Source organism: Psychrobacillus sp. OK028 (genome assembly GCF_900103605.1).
Lineage (GTDB): Bacteria > Bacillota > Bacilli > Bacillales_A > Planococcaceae > Psychrobacillus.
Window position 1 is genome coordinate 327,988 of the sequence record NZ_FNHY01000002.1, and the last position, 20,575, is coordinate 348,562.

Here is a 20,575-nt window from a genome sequence, read left to right on the forward strand (position 1 = left end):
GCTTGAAAAAATGGTTTGCTGTGATTGGAAATCCAATTTCCCATTCCTTATCACCTACTATGCACGAAACATGGTTAAAACAGCTGGATATTAATGCAAGTTATATTCCAATACATGTAGAGCAAAATCAGTTAGAGCAAGCTGTGGAATCTTTAAAGCTCTTAGGATGTAGTGGTTGGAATGTGACTATTCCTTTCAAAGAGGCGATTATTCCATTTCTTGATGATGTGGATGAATCTGCAAAAGGAATTGGGGCAGTAAATACAGTAGTGAAAACAAGGAACAATAAATATGTTGGGTATAATACAGATGGGTTAGGTTTTATTGAATCTCTTGGTCCCATTTTACCTGAGTACAACATATTGCTGATTGGAGCTGGAGGAGCTGCGCGCGGTATAGCTCATGCGTTCAAAAGAAAAGGTTATACACAACTGGCAATAGCAAATAGAACGTTAGAAAAAGCTATGGGATTAGTGGATGAACTTAAGACTGGACAGGCATTGACTTTGGAAGAAGCAGAAAATATGTTGAACAAGTTTGATATCATTGTACAAACGACATCACTTGGCATGAAAAATAACGACGCATCGTTGCCAATTCAATTGAACCGTTTAAAAGAGAATGCAATTGTAGCGGATATCGTATATAATCCTTTAGTTACCCCTTTTTTAGAGGAAGCAAAGAAATACAATGTTCGAACGGTTAATGGTCTGGGAATGCTTGTACATCAAGGAGCATTGGCCTTTTCATATTGGAATGGAGTTAAACCCGATTCTGAGGAGATAATCCAACAATTGATAGAGCAATTAGGAGGAAATTATGTTAACAGGTAAACAAAAAAGATTTTTACGTAGTCAAGCACACAATCTTTCACCGATTTTTCAAGTCGGTAAAGGTGGCGTTAACGATGCTATGATTAAACAAATCGGAGAAGCACTGGAAGTTCGTGAACTAATCAAAATTAGCATTTTACAAAACTGTGAGGACGACAAGCACGAAGTAGCGGAGGCACTTGCAAAAGGAACAAAGTCAGAGCTAGTGCAATTGATTGGTTTAACAGTAGTATTGTACAAACCATCCAAAAATAATAAACGAATTGAGCTCCCAAAAGCGAGTCGCGCATGAGAAAAAAAGTAGGGATTTTAGGCGGTACCTTTAACCCGCCGCATATTGGACATTTGATCATTGCAAATGAAGTACTACACGCATTGAAATTAGATGAAGTACGTTTAATGCCAAATGCTAACCCTCCTCATAAAGAAATTCAAAATAGAGTTACAGCTAGACAACGTCTTACGATGGTGGAATTGTCTATTAAGGACGTTGCCTTGTTGAAACTTGAAACGATTGAAATCGATCAAGGTGGGACATCCTATACTTTTGATACGATGGAGCTTCTAAGATATCGTGAACCGGACAGTGATTTTTATTTTATTATCGGTGGCGATCAGGTAGAGGATTTACCCGAATGGTACCGGATTGATGAACTTATGCAAAATGTGCATTTAGTAGGAGTTCCAAGACCAAATAAATCACTTGAAACTGCATATCCTATAATAACTTTACCTATACCACAGATCGATTTGTCTTCTACTACCATTCGAAATCGAATAGCGAATGGCGAAACTACTCAGTTTCTTATAACCGATGCTGTTCGAGATTTCATTCGAAAGGAGCGTTTGTATGAAACATGAACATTTACTGGAGCAGATGAAAAGTCGAATGCCAGAAAAGCGCTTTGTCCATACAAAAGGTGTAGCAGTGACTGCTATTCAGTTGGCCAAAAAGTATGGAGAAGATGTTGAAAAGGCAGAAATCGCAGCGATTTTACATGATAGTGTGAAGTATGCCGACACGGAATGGTTAAGATCTATTATCCTTTCCGAAAAAATGAATCCATTATTATTGAAATTTAATCAAGAGTTATGGCACGCTCCTGTTGGTAGTTATGTAGCGAAAACAGAGTTTCAAATTACAGATCAGGATATTTTACATGCTATAGAATTTCATACAACTGGTCGAGCTGGCATGTCCAAGTTGGAAAAAATAATTTATGTCTCAGATATGATAGAGCCTGGTCGGAAATTTTCAGGAGTCGATCTTTTACGCGAAAAAGCAAAGGTTGATTTAGAAGATGCAATGACTAGTTGTATAAAACATAGTGTTTCATTTTTAATAGAAAAAAAACAACCGGTATTTCCGGATTCATTTCATTGTTACAATGATATGATACAACAGAGAGGAACAGTGAACGAATGACATCTTCATTAGTAGAAATCGCTTATAAAGCAGCGGACGATAAAAGAGCAGAGGATATCGTAGTATTAAATATGCAAGGAGTATCTTTACTTGCTGACTACTTTTTAATATGCCATGCTAACTCGGATCGCCAGGTTCAAGCAATTGCAAAAGAACTAGAAGAACAAGCCTTTAAGGCAGGATTTAATGTAAAACGTTTAGAAGGTTTTGATGAAGCTAGATGGATTTTAGTTGATATGGGCGACGTTGTAGCTCATGTATTCCATAAGGATGAACGTGCTTATTATAATTTAGAAAGACTTTGGGGAGATGCTCCAATGATTCAAGTTGGGCAAGATGCTTAATGTCTTCTTATGAACAATTTGCTTATATTTATGATTCATTAATGTCCGATATTCCATATAAAAAATATGCGGATTGGGTACAACAGAACGCCCCATTGGATAGACCCAAAAAATTAGTCGATATTGGCTGTGGGACAGGAGTTTTGAGTACCCAATTTGCTAAAGCAGGGTATGAGGTAATTGGTGTAGATTTATCTGATTCTATGCTTACAGTAGCTCAAAATCGAAGCTTTGAAAATGGAACGGATATCACTTTTATATGTCAATCAATGGCTAATCTTGAAGGTGTAGATGAGATAGACATAGCAGTTATTGCTATAGATTCTCTAAATTATTTAGAAACTTTAGAAGAAGTAGAGCAGACATTTAAACGTTTATTTGCAGCCTTAAATCCAAAAGGACAATTGTTTTTTGATGTCCATTCTCTTTATAAAATGAATGTAATTTATCCAAATGGACCTTTTACGTATGAGGATGAGCAAGTTGCTTATCTTTGGCATACGGAGCAAGGGGAAGAAGAGCATTCTATTTATCATGATATAACTTTCTTTGTTCGGGATGAATCTGGTCTTTATGAAAGATTTGAGGAATCCCACTATCAACGTACGTATCCAATAGAAACTTTTTTAAGTCTTCTTGAAAAGGTAGGATTTTCTACGGTGACCGTCCACGATGATATATTTGGAACGCCTACAGAAGAAGTGGATAGATGGTTTATCCACGCTGTAAAATAAGAATAATTCCCCAATAGAGTATTAAATGGGGAATCCTAACAAAATTGATTTCCGCTCTAGGCGGACGCTTTCCGCGGGCACGGCTTCAATCTCCTCGTCACTGCGAAAACATATGCTCCTGCGGTTACTCGTCGCAAAGACATTGGCCAAACAAAGTTTGGTCAATGTCTTTCCTGCGGGGCTTTCAGCTCGCGCTATTCCCGCTGGAGTCGCCGCCTGCCGCTCCAATCAATCAAATCCACTTCGTTTCTGCGAGGTACCGAATATAAATGTTCTTAGTAATTATTAAATTGATTCTAATAGTAAAAATAATAAAGAGAGCCCCTTTGGCTCTTTTTATTTATAAAATAATGTTTACTTAATTACCTATTATATTTTAGAAATTGATAATTCTTTAATTATAGTCTATTTATACATACATGTTGTTAGCTATAGATAGTAGCTCTGTTCAAGTATATTAATTCTGTTTAAAAATAGTTGTTTATTCTAATAATGGTTAATTCTACACCACTTGTTGATTGAAGTGAAAGGCGGCGACTCCAGTGGGATGAGTGAGACAGATGAGATATCACAGCGACGCGTAAGCGACGGTGATAGCTCATCGCTCACCCCACGGAAAGCGTCCGCCTGAAACGGAAATTAGTGGTTGATTATTTATGGACAACTAGATTACCAACTAGATATTAATTTATGTTTATTATTTTTTTACTTTTAAAATACCCCTGTTCAATTAGAGATAAATTTAGTATAGTCTTCATAACTCCATATAATTTACCTCTTATGAAAGAGGCTGATAATTCTGATTCAACTGTTCATCCAGAAATATAAGAAAAAGCTGCTATTCCCAATAGTAGTAATAGGAATAATACTATTTGTCAGTATTCAATCCTTTTTAAAATCGGCACCCCTCAAAGCTGATTCTATTCAACCTATCCCATTAAACGAAAATTTTACAGTAGAAGAAACAATTGAATATGAAGAGGACCTCGTTGTATTTGTAGAAGTCAAAGGCGCTGTCACGAAGCCCGGAGTTTATGAACTTTCCGAAGGGGATCGTGTGTTAAATGCGATTGAAATGGCTGGAGGTTATTTGGTGTCTAGTAATTCTAAGCATATTAATCATGCTGAGCGAGTGAAAGATGAAATGGTTATTTATGTGCCCGAGGAAGGAGAAGTAGTGGAAGAAACACCTTTAGACTCAAATAGCACACAGTCATCTTTAGTAAATATTAACAGTGCTGATGCAACAGCTTTAACTACGTTACCAGGTATTGGCGCAGCTAAAGCAGAGGCAATTATCACACATCGCGAGCAGTCTGGTGCTTTTAAAGAAAAGCAGGATTTGATGAAAGTCAGTGGTATCGGACAAAAAACATTTGAAAAGCTAGAACCATTAATTTCTGTTAAGTAACAAATGGATTATTGAAGTTTCGTGCACAAACTACTACACTTAAAGAAATGTTTATTTTGGGGGTAGTTATATGGAGAGAATAACTTGGGATCAATTTTTCATGGCTCAAAGCCATTTACTTGCACTTAGAAGCACATGTACACGTCTTGCAGTTGGAGCAACGATTGTTCGTGACCGTCGAATTATGGCTGGAGGATATAATGGATCTATCTCAGGTGGTGACCATTGTATTGATCATGGATGCTATGTCGTAGAAAATCATTGTGTGAGAACGATACACGCAGAGATGAATGCACTTTTACAATGTGCAAAATACGGGATTACAGTGAGCGGTGCAGATTTGTATGTAACTCATTTTCCATGTCTCCCATGTACAAAATCCATTATTCAATCCGGGATCAGTCGCCTCTACTATGCTCAAGATTATAAGAATAACGCCTATGCAATTGAATTATTAAATAAGGCAGGGGTCAAAGTTATCCATGTGCAGTTCGATGAAAGAAAGATAGATTTCTTAAGTGATGAAAAAGTTGCATTATATACAGAACTGATTTCAAAGCTAAGAGAAAAAGGAGCGAGTAGCGAAGAATTGGCAACATACGAAACGAAGGTGGCAGAACTATTTGGATTAACAACTTCCATGGAAATCTAATATATATCGCTTTAAGTGCTATAGTAGGGGTCATAGCAGCATATGAATCTAGTCTTATCCTTTTCTTATTGTCCGGAATACTTTTTCTACTTTTATATAAACAACTTCCAATATCGTTTATAGCGATTACTTTATGCCTAGGGATTGTATGTTATTTTTATACGGAGCAGAGAATACCTTCAGCTTCACTAGAGCAAAATTTCACCAAAATTACATGGACAGACACATACCGCATCAATGGAAGTACCCTTCGTGGTTTTGCGATAGCGGAAAATAAGGATAAATGGTATGTCCAGCTAAAATTAGAAAGTGAACAACAGAAGAGAACATTCACCGAACAATCGCTTGCGGGATTGACCATGAATATTCTCTCTGAAGAAATCCCTAATAGACCTAGTTCACATATGTATGCATTCGATATAAATAATTATTTGAAGAGTAATGGTGCTGTCGGTCAACTTCAGATTACTCAATTTGAGTTTGTAGGATTTAAGAAAGGTCTTACAACCTTTATGGCAGGACAGCGCTTTAAAATGATGCAACATATCCAAAATCACTTTCCATTATCCCTGCAAGCAGAAGCAGAGGCGCTTTTAATAGGGAGTAGGGAGCAAATGCCCTCCGAGATGCAAAACGCTTATCAGACGCTCGGAATAACACATTTATTTGCTATTTCTGGGCTTCACGTAGCTTTAATCGTTTGGTTAATCTACGAAACGATGATTCGTTTAGGTGTAAGGAGAGAGACCGCAAACTGGCTGTTGCTTTTAGCGCTACCGTTATATGCCTTGCTCGCTGGAGGGGCACCTTCTGTATGGAGGTCCGTTTCTGTAACAGAGATTGTATTAATCTCCATGTTTTTTCAAAGGAAAATAGCAATGGAAGATGCTTTTTCTCTAAGTATTATTGGATTTATTTTTATAACTCCTTGGATAATATTCCAAATTGGTTTCCAACTCTCTTATTTAGCCGCATTCTCCCTCATTTATTCTTCGATTTTATTGAAATCTAGTACGTCCTATTTGCTCCAATCGTTTATAATTACCGCTGTTTGTCAGCTTATCGTTTTTTCTATTCTTCTCTATCATTTTTATGAGATTTCTATTTCTTCGTTTCTTGCAAATTTAGTTTTTGTCCCGTTATTTTCGTTCGTCATCTTACCTATCAATCTATTATTGTTGCTGCTAACGTTTCTGTTACCTTCGTTGGCAGGAAGTTTGTTAATGTTGTATCAACCAGTTCGAAGCCTACTTGATGTACTCATTTTGACATTAGGGCAATTACCATATCAAATGTGGAATCCGATGAAACCTGAAAGCTGGATTGTCTTACTTGCATATATAAGCGTAGTAATCTTGTTTATTTCAGTAGAAAGAAGAAAGAACTTATTTTCAAGTACTGTTCTTTTCTTATTTGTCATTGGATGCATCCAGATAGCTCCATATACGGATTCCTCTACAAAAATTACGTTTGTAAATGTTGGACAGGGTGATTGTATACTCATCGAAATGCCTTTTAGAAAACAAGTTATTATGATAGATACAGGTGGCTTACTAAGGTTCGATCAGGAAAGTTGGAAACAAGCAAATGAACCTTTTGAAATTGGCAGGCAAGTTGTTTTGCCCTTTTTAAAAGGAAAGGGCATTAACACGATTGATACGCTTGTAATAACGCATGCAGATGCTGACCATATGGAAGGTGCAGAAGAGGTATTAAGAGGCGTAAGAGTAAAGGAAATTCATATTACTCCTGGTTCTGCGGAGAAGGAAGTAATGGAAGATTTGTGGGCAGAAATTGAAAAGCAACATATTCCCGTTTATGAAAAGAAGGCTGGGGATACGATCTTATCGGATTACTTCCATTTTCAATATTTATATCCTATGGATGAAATATATGAAGGAAACAATGATTCACTCGTACTATCAATGACGAATAATGATTTTCATGGTTTATTCATTGGAGACCTAGAAGAACCAGGGGAGTTAGATTTAATAAATCATTATTCACAGGCAATACAACATATCGATTTATTGAAGATAGGTCATCATGGTAGTAAAACTTCTAGTAACGAACAGTTTTTGAGATTAGTTCAGCCAAGAGTAGCAATCATCCAAGCGGGATTTGAAAATCGTTATGGTCATCCTCATCCAGATGTGGTTGAACGTTTAGAAAATTTGGGTATACCGTATCTACAGACTGGGACAGATGGGACAGTAGAAGTGAAGATTAACATAAATGGGGATATGTCTGTTTCCATTCCATAGCTATAAATGAGAAAAGGGTTTTACCTTCACAAGGCAAAACCCTTTTCTAGTTTCATTTTATCGAGATACGAACTCAATAACAGTTGCAATGACAAACATGATTGCAAAAAAACCAAAGGAGACTACAAAACCTACACCAGAGTCGATTGCGTCGTTACGTTTCGACTGGACATTTTGTTCAAACTCATTCATTGTTACCCCTCCTATTTCCACCTAATTATAAAGGATTGCCTATAAAAAATCTATATACAAACTTTTCTTTTTAAAGTTAGGTCTATAATGTCACAATTTGTCCAAGTTTAACAGGCTGTAAAAAATAGGTTAGATAAATAGCCTGTAAATCCCCGATTCGTTCAACAACCATCAGTGGGGAAGAAGAGAATGCCCACTGATGGAAGTTTCACTTTATCCAAGTATTTACGTTATAATGAAATAACTATAATTAGCAAGGAGCACTTAGCATGATTTCAGAAAAGTGGATGCAAATTTCTAAAAATAACATTTCATCTGTGTATTTATTATATGGAAGTGAAGCATATTTTATCGAAGAAACATTAAAAAGAATCAAAAGACAATTAAGTGAGCAAGGGGAATTAGAAGTTATCACGTTTGATCTGGAGGAAAGTAAAGTAGACGAGGTAATCTATGAGGCTGATACTATACCTTTTTTTTCAGATAGGAAACTAGTAATAGCAAAAAATGCTTTCTTTTTAAGGGCAACGGAAAAAGGTAAAGAAAAAATAACTCATGATACGGTGAGTCTAGAAGAGTGGCTTAAATCTCCTTCACCATCTGCAGTTACCGTTTTTATAGCACCTTATGAGAAACTGGATGAACGGAAGAAAATTACAAAGGCCATGAAGCAGGCAGCTAATGTAATTGAATCAGCAAGTTTACAGGTTCACGACCTAAAAGGTTGGGTGTTACATGAGCTTTCTACCCATGGAAAAACGATGTCGGATGAATCTATAGATTGCTTAATCGAACTTGGTGGTACTGATCTTGTCCATCTACAAACAGAGTTAGCTAAAATAGCAACTTTTATTGGTGAAGAGCAAGAAATTGAGATAGAAACGATAAAGAAATTGCTTGTCCGTACACTTGAGCAGGACGTTTTTACATTAGGAAATGCTTATCTTTCTGGGAATAAGAGTGAAGCAATTGAAATTTATCATGATTTATTGAAACGAAAAGAAGACCCTTTGAAATTAAATGCATTAATAGCCACGCAGGTGAGATTAATGGTGCAGGTTAGCCATTTAAAGAAAAAAGGCTACCATGCACAGCAAATTGCCAATCAGCTTAAGGTTCATCCCTATCGAGTAAAGTTATTAATAGATCATCCAATGCTTCACAATGAACAAAAACTGTTGCAAACCTTAAATGATTTAGCGACTGTAGACTTACAGTTAAAAACTCTCAATATTAACCGAGATCGAATTTTAGAGATGTTTTTGTTAAAATAACGAGATTTTGTAGCTGTTTCAATATGCTTGATCATAAGATTTTGAAACAAAAAATAAAGACTGACCGATTAATCGGTCAGTCTTTTATTTATTACGCTTTTTTCATTAATTGAGACTTCTTACGAGAAGCTGCGTTTTTATGAATTAATCCTTTTGAAGCTGCTTTTTCAAGTTGTTGAATAGCAGTTTTAATAAGATCTTTTGCGTTTTCGTCGTTATTAAGAGCAGCAGCATCAGCTTTTCTCACAGCAGTACGCATTGCTGATTTTGCTTGTGCGTTTTGAGTGTTTAATCTCTCATTCGTCTTAACACGTTTAATTGCAGATTTAATGTTTGGCATACCTTTCACCTCCTAATAAGGTCTGAGATGATACATTTCTTTCTAATACAACAAGCATTATTTTAACAAACACAAAAACAAATTGCAATATATAAATGCAAAGAATATTTACTTGACACATCGACCACACTAATTTTGAGGTGATTATATGTGGGGAAGAACTGATTTGTTAGACGAATCGGATGAAATGGTAAAGCATCGTACAGCCGAGGAAAAAAACAAGCTTAATAATTCCGAGGGGATTACATTTGAGGAAAAACGTGCTGGCGCAGTACTGATCACATCCATTGAAGTAAATGAAGAGGGAGAAAAGAAAATAGGAAAGAAAAAAGGTAAGTATATTACATTAACAGATTTGACAGTAAGTCCAGATGATGAGGATAGTTTTAAGGCTTTACAAAAAACGTTTATCGAAAAGCTAAGAGAGATGCATCATGATTTAAATCTATCGAATGAATCAAAAATTTTAATCATTGGGTTAGGTAATGCGACGATAACACCTGACGCCATCGGTCCAAAGGCTATCGAATATTTACAAGGTTCTTCATTGACCGAAAATGCAGAGCGAGTAAAGGTTGTTATGTATGCGCCAGGTGTAACAGGACAAACCGGTTTTGAAACAAGTGATTTTGTTCAAGCGATTAGCAATGCGTATAAACCGGATTTAATCATCGTTTTAGATGCTTTGGCAGCTAGAAATAGTGAACGGCTATGCAAAACAATTCAATTGACTAATACAGGGATACATCCCGGCTCAGGAGTAGGAAACCAGCGAAAAGAAATCTCGGAAGAGGTATATGGAGTGCCCGTAACAGCAATCGGGATTCCAATGGTTGTAGACGGACCAGTACTTTACGCGGACGCAATGGAGCAGGTCATTCATTATATTGCTTCTAAGATTGAAGAAAAAGGTAGCCCTTCTTCCGCATTAGCTGTCACACCAATGGTTTCTAGTAAAAAATCAAACATTGACAAATCTGTACTCCAACCAGTTTTTGGAGAATGGGTTACATGGCCAACAGATGAAAAAAGAAAGTTATTTGAAGAAGTTTTTGTTGGTAAAAACCCATCCTTATTTGTTACTCCAAAAGAAACGGATGCATGGGTTGAGCAATATGCATATATTCTTTCCAACGGGATAGAAAGTTGGATTACAACTAGATAAAGCGTTCTAAAATTGCTGCTCTCTTCATACGATTGTGTGAGGAGAGTGGAAATTATGGCTAAGTCCTTAAAGAATGTTGTTAGCATTTTATTACTTTTATTTTTAGCTCCAATTATTATTGCAACCGTCCAAACGCCTCTTTTCCCGCAACAAATGCAACAAACAGAAACAAAGGAAGTAACTCCAAAGGAAGAAAGCTCGGCTGTAGTTTATGCCGCCCAGTTAGAAACAAAAACAGCGGTCTCTGAAATATTGGAACCCAAAAAAGCATTTGTCTATTTTACCCATTCACAAGAAGCTTATAAACCTATTTTAGCGGCTAAAGGTGAAAAAATTGCTACGTACCATCCAGAAAACAATATTACGTCCTTTCAAGAGCAGATAACTGCTCAGTTTGCATTACATCAATTAGAGGCCGATATTTTGGGACCTGAAAGTACGGGGGATGCGAAGCAGTATCATTCCATACGACCTTTCGTTCAAGAAGCAATTGGTCAAAAAAAATATGATATTATTTTAGATATTCACAGAGATTCCGCAAAAGCAAATGTAACAACGCTTAGAAGTGGTGAAGAAAGTTACGCTAAATTTATTTTTGTTATTGGCCGAGAGCACCCCAACTATAAATGGAATGAACAACTCGCACAAAATCTATCTGACCAATTAAATAAATTAGTACCTGGGATTTCAAGAGGGATATTGCCGAGAGAAGGAAAAGGAGTAGACGGTGTATACAATCAAGACCTTTCCCAAAATTTACTCAATGTAGAACTAGGTGGGATTGAGAATAACGAACAAGAATTGAATCGCTCCATTGCTGTTTTAGCAAAAGCGTTATCCAATATGTTAAATGAAAAAGAACTGCCACTATAAGTAAAGAAAAAAGAGATGAAGCAAATGAGAGATACTTCATCTCTTTTAGTATGAAAATATACTCGTAGATTGTGTTATGTACGGGTCTTTGATAAGATTAAAATCTGGCGAAAAATTATTTATTTTTATTTTTATCAAATAAAATGATTTAGAATGTACATAAAATGTTACAGTAATATTTTTTAAACAATCCTTTATCTGTTATAATGCAAGTAGTTTAATTAGGAGTGAACAAGTATGAATAATGATGAGAGACTGGCACGACAGAAAAAAATACGTAACTTTTCGATTATTGCCCATATTGACCATGGGAAATCGACACTTGCAGACCGTATATTAGAAAAAACACAAACTTTAACTTCACGTGAAATGAAAAATCAACTTCTTGACTCAATGGATCTTGAACGTGAACGCGGTATTACAATTAAATTGAATGCTATTCAATTGACTTATAATGCAAAAGACGGGGAAGAGTACATTTTCCATCTTATTGATACTCCTGGGCATGTCGATTTCACCTATGAGGTGTCTCGAAGCTTAGCAGCATGTGAAGGAGCTATTTTGGTTGTAGATGCAGCACAAGGTATTGAAGCTCAAACACTTGCAAATGTGTATTTAGCTTTGGATAATGACCTAGAAATACTTCCAGTTATCAATAAGATCGATCTTCCAGCAGCTGACCCAGAACGAGTAAGAGGAGAAGTAGAGGAAGTCATCGGTTTGGATGCCTCCGAGGCAGTTTTAGCTTCTGCGAAAGCAGGAATTGGTATCGAAGAAATTCTTGAACAAATAGTAGAAAAAGTACCCGCTCCAACAGGAGATCCAAATGCCCCATTAAAGGCATTAATATTTGACTCCCTATTCGACCCATACCGTGGAGTAATCGTTTATATTCGTATTATGGAAGGTTCAGTTAAACCGGGCGATACGATTAAAATGATGTCTTCGGGTAAAGAATTTGAAGTAGTAGAAACAGGAGTATTTACTCCTAAAACAACACAACGCTCTGAACTAACTGTTGGGGATGTTGGTTTCTTGACAGCGTCTATGAAAAATGTAGGGGATTCAAGTGTCGGTGATACAATTACATTAGCTGAAAACCCTGCAGCAGAACCTTTAGCTGGCTATAGAAAAATGAATCCAATGGTATTTTGTGGATTGTATCCAATCGATAATACAAAATATGTAGATTTACGTGATGCTTTAGAGAAACTACAATTGAATGACTCAGCACTTGAATTTGAACCTGAGACTTCTCAAGCTTTAGGTTTTGGATATCGCTGTGGTTTCTTAGGTCTACTACATATGGAGATTATTCAAGAGCGTATTGAACGTGAATTTAAGATTGACTTAATTACTACCGCGCCTAGTGTTATTTATGATGTGAAGCTTACAAATGGCGAAACGTTAAAAGTGGACAATCCATCTATGATGCCAGATGCACAAAAAGTAGAAACAATTGAAGAGCCATATGTGAAAGCATCTATTATGGTTCCTGAGGATTACGTTGGTTCCGTTATGGAGCTTTGTCAGCGTAAACGTGGGAATTTTATTACAATGGACTTTTTATCAAAAGCTCGAGTAAATATTATTTATGAAATTCCATTATCAGAAATCGTATATGACTTCTTTGATGCATTAAAATCAAGTACAAAAGGTTACGCTTCTTTCGATTATGACTTAATCGGATATAAAGAATCTAAACTAGTAAAAATGGACATTCTACTTAACAGTGAAAAAGTCGATGCACTTAGCTTTATCGTTCACCGCGACTTCTCTTACGAACGTGGTAAGCTAATAGTGGAAAAACTAAAAGCGTTAATACCGAGACAACAATTTGAAGTTCCCGTGCAAGCTGCGATCGGTCAAAAAATTGTTGCAAGGTCCACGATTAAGTCAATCGGTAAAAACGTATTGGCAAAATGTTACGGTGGAGATATTTCTCGTAAGCGTAAACTTCTTGATAAACAAAAAGAAGGTAAAAAACGTATGAAACAAGTAGGTTCTGTGGAAGTCCCACAGGAAGCATTTATGGCTGTTCTTAAGATGGACGAGCCGAATAAATAACAAAACGAAGGGGGAGGCACTAGCAGCCTCCTTTTTCTTTTATAAAGGAAAGTAGGGATAGAAATGGTACGAGGCGTATATATACATATTCCTTTCTGTCATCAAATTTGTAATTACTGTGATTTCAATAAGTTTTTCTTTCACAATCAACCAGTAGATGAATATATCGAGTCACTTGGAAAAGAAATGGCTTTGTGGCAAAGTAATTTAGAAAAAGCAGAGATCGAAACAATATTTATTGGTGGAGGTACACCAACCTCCTTAACTGTAGAACAATTGGATCGATTGTTATGGTTAATTCATCAACATATACCAATGGAACATGTTAGAGAGTTTACATCGGAAGCTAATCCAGACGAACTGACACTCGAAAAAATGCAGAAGATGCGACAGTTTGGTGTAAACCGTTTAAGCATGGGTGTGCAAACCTTCGATCAGGAGCTTTTAAAAGTATTAGGTAGAACGCATTCTAATGATCATGTTTATGAAGTTATTGAATATGCCAAACAAACTAATTTCCCATCAATAAGCATTGATTTGATGTATGGTCTTCCTAACCAAACAATGGCCCAATGGAAAGCATCATTGCAAGAAGCATTCCGCTTAAAAATCCCTCATATATCGGCCTATTCTTTATTAGTAGAACCGAAAACAATTTTTTATAATCTTCTTTCCAAGGGAAAACTATCTCTTCCTGGTGAAGATTTAGAGGCAGAGATGTATAGCTACCTTTTAGAAGAAATGAAAAGTCATGGATATTCTCAATACGAGATCAGTAATTTTGCGTATGAAGGAAAAGAATCGAAGCATAATTTACTGTATTGGAACAATGATGAATATATTGGATTAGGTGCTGGCGCACATGGATATGTGGGTGGTGTAAGATATTCCAATCACGGACCATTGAAAAAATATATGCAAACCATTGATTTAGAGGACAAGCCTCTAATGATGAAAAAAGAAGTTACAGAAGTGGAGAAAATGGAAGAAGAAATGTTTTTAGGGCTAAGAAAGAATGAAGGCGTATCTCTTGAAAAGTTTGAGGAAAGATATAATCTTACGTTTAGAGAAGTGTACGGAAAAGAACTAGATAATTTACTTCAAAAGGAATTATTAGTCCTAGAAAATAATTTTGTGAGGCTGACTACACGTGGAAGGTTTATGGGGAATGAAGTGTTTCAACATTTCCTGAAATAATTAAAGCGAAATCGTTGACAGTTTTCTGTAGATTTGATAAGTTTTATATGAGTATTAGCACTCTCTTTGAACGAGTGCTAACAGAGGTGATAATCATGCTAACAAACAGGCAATTATTAATATTGCAAGTAACGGTAGATGATTTTATCGATACCGCTCTACCAGTTGGATCTCGTCAGCTTTCGAAGAAGGAGGAAGTACCATTTAGTCCTGCTACTATTCGAAACGAAATGGCAGATTTAGAAGAAATGGGCTTTTTAGAAAAAACGCATACTTCGTCTGGTCGCGTGCCTTCGCAAAAAGGCTACCGTTATTATGTCGACAATATGTTAACTCCACAACGAATTTCGCAGAATGAGATTAAACAAATTCGTTCCATTTTTGAGGAAAGAAAGCTGGAGACGGAGCAAATAATTCGTAAATCCGCTGAAATAATATCGGAGCTAACGAATTATACCTCTATTATGTTAGGCTTAGATGTGAGAAAACATCGTGTAAAGCGGTTTTCAATTGTACCTCTCTCCAATGATTCTGCCGTAGCTATAATCGTTACAGACAGTGGTCATGTTGAGAATCGTGTATTTTCTATCCCTGAGAACTTTCAGGCATCTGATATCGAACGTATGGTCAATTTGATCAACGAACGTCTAGTAGGAGTATATTTGCATGAGCTACCTGCAATGCTAGAAGCGGTTACTATGACCGTTTTGCAGCAAAATAACGGTCGTCTAAATAATCTCTTTGGATCGCTTAACAAAGCGTTGAATATAGAGCATGAAGACAAAGTGTATTATGGTGGGAAGCTGCAAATATTAAACCAACCAGAATTTAATGATGTAGAAAAAGCACGAAGTATTATGAATTGGATGGATCATGTAAACCAAATTCCTGGTATATTCCATATGGATAAAAAGGGCATTCAAATTCGGATTGGCTCAGAAAACAATGATCTTGCCATGGAAGGATGTAGTGTTATTACTGCATCTTATGGCATCAGTGAAGAGCAAATGGGTTCCATCGCAATTATTGGTCCAACACGGATGGATTACCGAAGAGTTGTGTCATTATTGGATGTTATGAGTAGTGACTTGTCTAAGGAATTATCAAGAATATTACATGGGCATTATGGATAAGGAGAGTTGCAAACAATGGAAGAGATTAAAGATGAAAACTTAGAAGAGCAAGAAGTAAAAGATAATACCCAAGAAGAGCCTGAACAGATAGAGGAAGCTGTAGAAGAAGTGGATGAACTAACTCTAACTAAACAGCAACTGGACGAAGAGCAAGATAAGCTAATCCGACTTAGAGCTGATTTTGAAAATTATAAACGTCGAGTTCAACTTGATAAAGCTTCGGATTTTAAATACCGTGCTCAATCCGTATTAACGGACATTCTTCCTGTGCTTGATAATTTTGAACGTGCACTTGCAGTGGAAACAACTTCAGAGGAAGCAGCTTCTATTGTTAAGGGAGTAGATATGGTTTATCGCACTTTGCTAGAAGCGGTTAAAAAAGAAGGGTTGGAACAAATCGAAGCTGAAGGTGTTGCATTTGATCCTAACTTCCACCAAGCTGTAATGCAAGAGCAAGATGACTCGAAAGAATCTGGTATAGTGCTTCAAGAGCTTCAAAAAGGGTATAAGTTAAAAGACCGTGTATTAAGACCTTCAATGGTCAAAGTAAATGAATAAATAATAGAATATCTAGTTATATATTAGGAGGAAAACTAAATGTCTAAAATTATTGGTATTGACTTAGGAACAACAAACTCATGTGTATCTGTATTAGAAGGTGGAGAACCAAAAGTAATTCCAAATCCAGAGGGTAACCGTACAACACCATCTGTTGTTGCGTTTAAAAACGGAGAAAAACAAGTAGGGGAAGTTGCAAAACGTCAATCGATTACAAATCCAAATACAATCGCATCAGTTAAACGTTTAATGGGTACTAACGAAAAAGTAACGGCTGAAGGAAAAGAATATACGCCACAAGAAGTGTCTGCAATGATTCTTCAATATTTAAAAGGATTTGCGGAAGAATACTTAGGTGAAAAAGTAACGAAAGCAGTAATCACAGTTCCTGCTTACTTTAATGATGCAGAACGTCAAGCTACGAAAGATGCTGGTCGTATTGCTGGGCTTGAAGTAGAACGTATTATTAACGAACCAACTGCAGCTGCTCTTGCATACGGTTTAGATAAAATGGATCACGATGAAAAAATTCTTGTATACGATCTAGGTGGAGGTACATTTGACGTATCAATTCTTGAGCTTGGAGATGGCGTATTCGAAGTACTTGCAACAGCTGGAGATAACCGTCTTGGTGGGGATGACTTTGACCAAGTATTAATCGATTACTTAGTACAAGAATTCAAAAAAGAAAATGGTATTGACTTATCTAAAGATAAAATGGCTGTTCAACGCCTAAAAGATGCTGCTGAAAAAGCGAAAAAAGATTTGTCTGGTGTAACTTCAACTCAAATCTCACTTCCGTTCATCACTGCAGGAGAAGCAGGACCGCTTCACTTAGAAGTTACAATGACACGTGCGAAATTTGACGATTTAACTGCTCATTTAGTAGAGCGTACTATGGTACCTACTCGTCAAGCGATGAAGGATGCTGGATTATCTGCTTCTCAAATCGATAAAGTAATTCTTGTTGGTGGATCTACTCGTATTCCAGCAGTACAAGATGCGATTAAGAAAGAAACAGGAAAAGAACCACATAAAGGTGTAAACCCTGATGAAGTAGTAGCTATGGGTGCAGCAGTACAAGGTGGAGTTTTAACTGGAGATGTAAAAGACGTTGTACTTCTTGACGTTACACCACTTTCTTTAGGTATTGAAACTATGGGTGGCGTATTTACAAAGCTAATTGAGCGTAATACGACAATCCCTACATCAAAATCACAAACATTCTCCACTGCAGCAGACAACCAACCTGCAGTAGATATTCATGTACTTCAAGGTGAACGCCCAATGTCTGCAGACAACAAAACACTTGGACGTTTCCAACTAGCGGATATTCCGCCAGCACCACGTGGTGTTCCACAAATTGAAGTAACATTTGATATCGATAAAAATGGTATCGTAAATGTTAAAGCGAAAGATCTAGGCACACAAAAAGAACAAAATATTACGATCCAATCGAACTCTTCGCTTTCTGACGAAGAAATCGAACGTATGGTAAAAGAAGCAGAAGCTAATGCAGAAGCGGATAAAGTGCGTAAAGAAGAAGCTGAAGTGAAAAACGAAGCGGATCAATTAGTATTTATGACTGAAAAAACATTAAAAGATTTAGAAGATAAAGTGTCTGAAGAAGAGAAAAAATCTGCTGAAGATGCAAAAGAAGAGTTAAAAGCTGCTTTAGAAGCTGGAAACTTAGAAGACATCAAAACGAAAAAAGATAAATTAAATGAAATTGTACAACAGCTAACAATGAAGTTGTATGAACAAGCACAAGCGGATGCTGCAGCTAATGCAGACCAAGCTGGAGCATCGGATGACGGTGTAGTAGATGCAGAATTTGAAGAAGTAAACGACGATAAAGACAAGTAAGATTGTTGAAGTCTCGGTAAGCAAAAAGTCAAAGACCGGTTCCGGCTTTGGCTTTTCTTACTGAATTGGATGTTTTAATTTTCAAAGTTTTGCTATTAGGATTTTTTACATGGTACAATTATTCCTATGTGCAAGTTAACAGAGCAGGAGAGTGAAAGATGAATAAACGTGATTATTATGAGGTTCTTGGTGTTTCTAAGAGCGCAACTCAAGATGAGATAAAAAAAGCATATCGTAAGCTTTCGAAACAATATCACCCTGACATTAACAAAGAAGCAGGAGCAGAAGATAAATTTAAAGAAATTTCCGAGGCATATGAAGTATTAAGTGATGAGCAAAAACGTTCATCCTATGACCAATTTGGTCATGCAGGTCCTAACCAAGGATTTGGTGGTTTCGGCGGTAGTGCAGATGGATTTGGCTTTGAAGACATCTTTAGCTCATTCTTTGGTGGTGGCGGTTCTAGACGACGTGATCCGAACGCTCCACGAAAAGGAAATGATCTTCAATATTCGATGACTATCGAGTTTGAAGAAGCTGTGTTTGGTAAGGAAAAAGAAATAGAAATATCTAAAGAAGAAAACTGTGAAACTTGTTCGGGTTCAGGTGCAAAACCAGGTACACAACCAGAAAAATGTTCGCACTGTAATGGACATGGTCAAGTAAATGTGACGCAGGATACGCCATTCGGTCGTGTACAAACAAAACGTGCATGTAATCATTGTCAAGGTACAGGAAAAATTATTAAAGATAAATGTGCAACTTGTCATGGTAAAGGAACAGTTAACAAACGCAAAAAAATCAAGGTCACAATACCAGCGGGTGTTGATGATGGTCAACAACTACGGGTTAGTGGTCAAGGAGAACCGGGTGTAAACGGTGGTCCAGCTGGAGATTTATATATTGTGTTCCGTGTCAAAGCAGATCCACGTTTTGAGCGAGATGGCGATGATATCTATTATGAGTTACCTCTAACATATGCTCAAGCAGCTCTTGGAGACGAAATTGAAGTCCCAACAGTACAAGGTAAAGTAAAACTTAAAATTCCAGCAGGAACTCAATCTCAAGCGAATTTCCGCTTAAAAGGAAAAGGGATTAAAAACGTACATGGATATGGAATTGGAGATCAACATGTCATTGTTAAAGTAATTACTCCGAAAAAGTTAACAGAAAAACAAAAACAATTGCTACGTGAATTTGCCGAAATCAGTGGAGATATTCCTGAAGAGCAAGGTAGTTCATTATTTGATAAGATCAAAAAGACATTAAAAGGCGAATAAAGGAGTTGGCGCAAGTGAAATGGTCTGAACTATCCATCCATACTACAAATGAAGCGGTTGAAGCTGTAAGCAATATTTTGCATGAAGCTGGTGCAAGTGGTGTAGTTATCGAAGACTCAGATGAATTAGAAAGAGAACGAGAAGATGTGTTTGGTGAAATTTATAGCTTAAACCCAGATGATTTTCCAGTAGATGGCGTACGCGTAAAAGCTTATTTAGCAGAAACCAGTTTTTTATTAGAAACAGTGGAAGAGATCAAACTTGCTATCAACAATTTAACAAAATTCAATATAGATCTAGGACATAATGTTGTCACAGTCCAACAGGTTGATGAAGAAGATTGGGCAACTGCTTGGAAAAAGTATTATCATCCGGTAAAAATCTCCAATCGCTTTACTATCGTGCCAACTTGGGAAGACTATGAAAGAGTGAATACAGATGAATTGATCATCGAGCTTGATCCTGGAATGGCGTTTGGAACTGGAACACATCCGACAACCGTCATGTGTCTACAAGCTCTTGAAAAAACAGTACAACCCGCTTCGAGTGTTATCGATGTCGGTACTGGTTCTGGAGTGCTCTCTATTGGTGCTGCGAAACTAGGTGCATCTAAAATTCATGCTCTAGATTTAGATGAAGTAGCAGTGAAATCTGCTTTAGAAAATATTGCTTTAAACAAAGTAGACGATATTGTGCAAGTAACACATGGCAATCTACTAGATAATGTGAATGAACAGGCTGACATTGTTATAGCCAATATATTGGCAGAAATAATCATGACTTTTACAAACGATGCATTCTCGATTGTAAAAGACGGTGGATTATTCATCACTTCTGGAATCATTGCAACGAAAAAAGAAGATGTAAGAGAATCATTGCTGCAAGCAGGATTTGAAATCGAAGAAGTTATGATGATGGAAGATTGGGTAACAATCATTTCTAGAAAACCTGTTAAATAAAGGAGAT

The 20,575-nt window shown here is 36.8% G+C and carries 21 protein-coding genes; 19 read left to right on the forward strand and 2 right to left on the reverse strand.

The genetic code is table 11. The features are described from left to right. The first annotated feature begins 2 nt into the window (after positions 1-2). From aroE to BLR36_RS04835, 9 genes are all read left to right on the forward strand, one after another. On the forward strand, positions 3-833 hold the full coding sequence (gene aroE, locus BLR36_RS04795) for a shikimate dehydrogenase (RefSeq protein WP_093060586.1): 831 nt from the start codon (positions 3-5) through the stop codon (positions 831-833). Further along, positions 820-1,125 carry a ribosome assembly RNA-binding protein YhbY gene (gene yhbY / locus BLR36_RS04800; RefSeq protein ID WP_093060587.1) on the forward strand — a complete coding sequence of 102 codons (306 nt, stop codon included), beginning with the start codon at positions 820-822 and terminating at the stop codon, positions 1,123-1,125. Before aroE ends, yhbY begins: the two co-directional genes overlap by 14 nt. After that, positions 1,122-1,694 (forward strand): nicotinate-nucleotide adenylyltransferase, encoded by a 573-nt coding sequence (locus tag BLR36_RS04805; RefSeq protein ID WP_093060588.1) that lies wholly within the window; start codon positions 1,122-1,124, stop codon positions 1,692-1,694. Before yhbY ends, BLR36_RS04805 begins: the two co-directional genes overlap by 4 nt. After that, complete coding sequence (yqeK, locus tag BLR36_RS04810) at positions 1,684-2,259, forward strand: bis(5'-nucleosyl)-tetraphosphatase (symmetrical) YqeK (protein ID WP_093060589.1); 576 nt, start codon at positions 1,684-1,686, stop codon at positions 2,257-2,259. Before BLR36_RS04805 ends, yqeK begins: the two co-directional genes overlap by 11 nt. Then, on the forward strand, positions 2,256-2,603 hold the full coding sequence (gene rsfS / locus BLR36_RS04815) for a ribosome silencing factor (RefSeq protein WP_093060590.1): 348 nt from the start codon (positions 2,256-2,258) through the stop codon (positions 2,601-2,603). The genes yqeK and rsfS overlap by 4 nt, the downstream gene beginning before the upstream one ends. Then, positions 2,603-3,337, forward strand: coding sequence for a class I SAM-dependent DNA methyltransferase (locus tag BLR36_RS04820; RefSeq protein ID WP_093060591.1), 735 nt, complete (start codon positions 2,603-2,605; stop codon positions 3,335-3,337). Before rsfS ends, BLR36_RS04820 begins: the two co-directional genes overlap by 1 nt. Before the next feature lie 967 nt (positions 3,338-4,304). Further along, positions 4,305-4,748 (forward strand): helix-hairpin-helix domain-containing protein, encoded by a 444-nt coding sequence (locus BLR36_RS18975; RefSeq protein WP_256371009.1) that lies wholly within the window; start codon positions 4,305-4,307, stop codon positions 4,746-4,748. A gap of 70 nt (positions 4,749-4,818) precedes the next feature. After that, positions 4,819-5,400 (forward strand): ComE operon protein 2, encoded by a 582-nt coding sequence (locus BLR36_RS04830; protein ID WP_093060593.1) that lies wholly within the window; start codon positions 4,819-4,821, stop codon positions 5,398-5,400. Positions 5,401-5,468: 68 nt separating this feature from the next. Further along, positions 5,469-7,664 carry a DNA internalization-related competence protein ComEC/Rec2 gene (locus tag BLR36_RS04835; RefSeq protein ID WP_371326697.1) on the forward strand — a complete coding sequence of 732 codons (2,196 nt, stop codon included), beginning with the start codon at positions 5,469-5,471 and terminating at the stop codon, positions 7,662-7,664. A gap of 57 nt (positions 7,665-7,721) precedes the next feature. On the opposite strand, the gene BLR36_RS04840 is transcribed toward BLR36_RS04835, so the two are convergent. After that, complete coding sequence (locus BLR36_RS04840; RefSeq protein ID WP_093060594.1) at positions 7,722-7,856, reverse strand: YqzM family protein; 135 nt, start codon at positions 7,854-7,856, stop codon at positions 7,722-7,724. Positions 7,857-8,125: 269 nt separating this feature from the next. Here BLR36_RS04840 and holA point away from each other — a divergent pair, with 269 nt between their 5' ends. Continuing rightward, the gene (gene holA / locus BLR36_RS04845) at positions 8,126-9,130 is read left to right on the forward strand and encodes a DNA polymerase III subunit delta (RefSeq protein WP_093060595.1); all 1,005 of its coding nucleotides are present in this window, start codon (positions 8,126-8,128) and stop codon (positions 9,128-9,130) included. Between the two features lie 91 nt (positions 9,131-9,221). On the opposite strand, the gene rpsT is transcribed toward holA, so the two are convergent. Further along, positions 9,222-9,470: a 30S ribosomal protein S20 gene (rpsT, locus tag BLR36_RS04850; RefSeq protein WP_093060596.1), complete on the reverse strand. Its 249-nt coding sequence runs from the start codon at positions 9,468-9,470 to the stop codon at positions 9,222-9,224. Positions 9,471-9,618: 148 nt separating this feature from the next. On the opposite strand from rpsT, the gene gpr reads away from it, so the two are divergent. The 9 genes from gpr to prmA all read left to right on the forward strand — a co-directional run bounded on the left by gpr (position 9,619) and on the right by prmA (position 20,568). Then, the gene (gpr, locus tag BLR36_RS04855; RefSeq protein ID WP_093060597.1) at positions 9,619-10,635 is read left to right on the forward strand and encodes a GPR endopeptidase; all 1,017 of its coding nucleotides are present in this window, start codon (positions 9,619-9,621) and stop codon (positions 10,633-10,635) included. 54 nt (positions 10,636-10,689) lie between these two features. Continuing rightward, entirely contained in the window at positions 10,690-11,508 is an 819-nt protein-coding gene (gene spoIIP, locus BLR36_RS04860; RefSeq protein ID WP_093060598.1) for a stage II sporulation protein P, read from the forward strand. A gap of 237 nt (positions 11,509-11,745) precedes the next feature. After that, a complete protein-coding gene (lepA, locus tag BLR36_RS04865) occupies positions 11,746-13,575 on the forward strand; it encodes a translation elongation factor 4 (protein ID WP_093060599.1) in 1,830 nt (609 codons plus the stop codon). 63 nt (positions 13,576-13,638) lie between these two features. Next, the gene (gene hemW, locus BLR36_RS04870; RefSeq protein ID WP_093060600.1) at positions 13,639-14,772 is read left to right on the forward strand and encodes a radical SAM family heme chaperone HemW; all 1,134 of its coding nucleotides are present in this window, start codon (positions 13,639-13,641) and stop codon (positions 14,770-14,772) included. A gap of 95 nt (positions 14,773-14,867) precedes the next feature. Beyond that, a complete protein-coding gene (gene hrcA, locus BLR36_RS04875; protein WP_093060601.1) occupies positions 14,868-15,905 on the forward strand; it encodes a heat-inducible transcriptional repressor HrcA in 1,038 nt (345 codons plus the stop codon). 15 nt (positions 15,906-15,920) lie between these two features. After that, a complete protein-coding gene (grpE, locus tag BLR36_RS04880) occupies positions 15,921-16,463 on the forward strand; it encodes a nucleotide exchange factor GrpE (protein WP_093060602.1) in 543 nt (180 codons plus the stop codon). A 39-nt stretch (positions 16,464-16,502) separates the two neighbouring features. Then, positions 16,503-18,329 carry a molecular chaperone DnaK gene (dnaK, locus tag BLR36_RS04885; RefSeq protein ID WP_093060603.1) on the forward strand — a complete coding sequence of 609 codons (1,827 nt, stop codon included), beginning with the start codon at positions 16,503-16,505 and terminating at the stop codon, positions 18,327-18,329. Positions 18,330-18,487: 158 nt separating this feature from the next. Beyond that, positions 18,488-19,609 carry a molecular chaperone DnaJ gene (dnaJ, locus tag BLR36_RS04890; protein WP_093060604.1) on the forward strand — a complete coding sequence of 374 codons (1,122 nt, stop codon included), beginning with the start codon at positions 18,488-18,490 and terminating at the stop codon, positions 19,607-19,609. Between the two features lie 14 nt (positions 19,610-19,623). After that, positions 19,624-20,568: a 50S ribosomal protein L11 methyltransferase gene (gene prmA / locus BLR36_RS04895; RefSeq protein ID WP_093060605.1), complete on the forward strand. Its 945-nt coding sequence runs from the start codon at positions 19,624-19,626 to the stop codon at positions 20,566-20,568. The last annotated feature ends 7 nt before the right edge of the window (positions 20,569-20,575 follow it).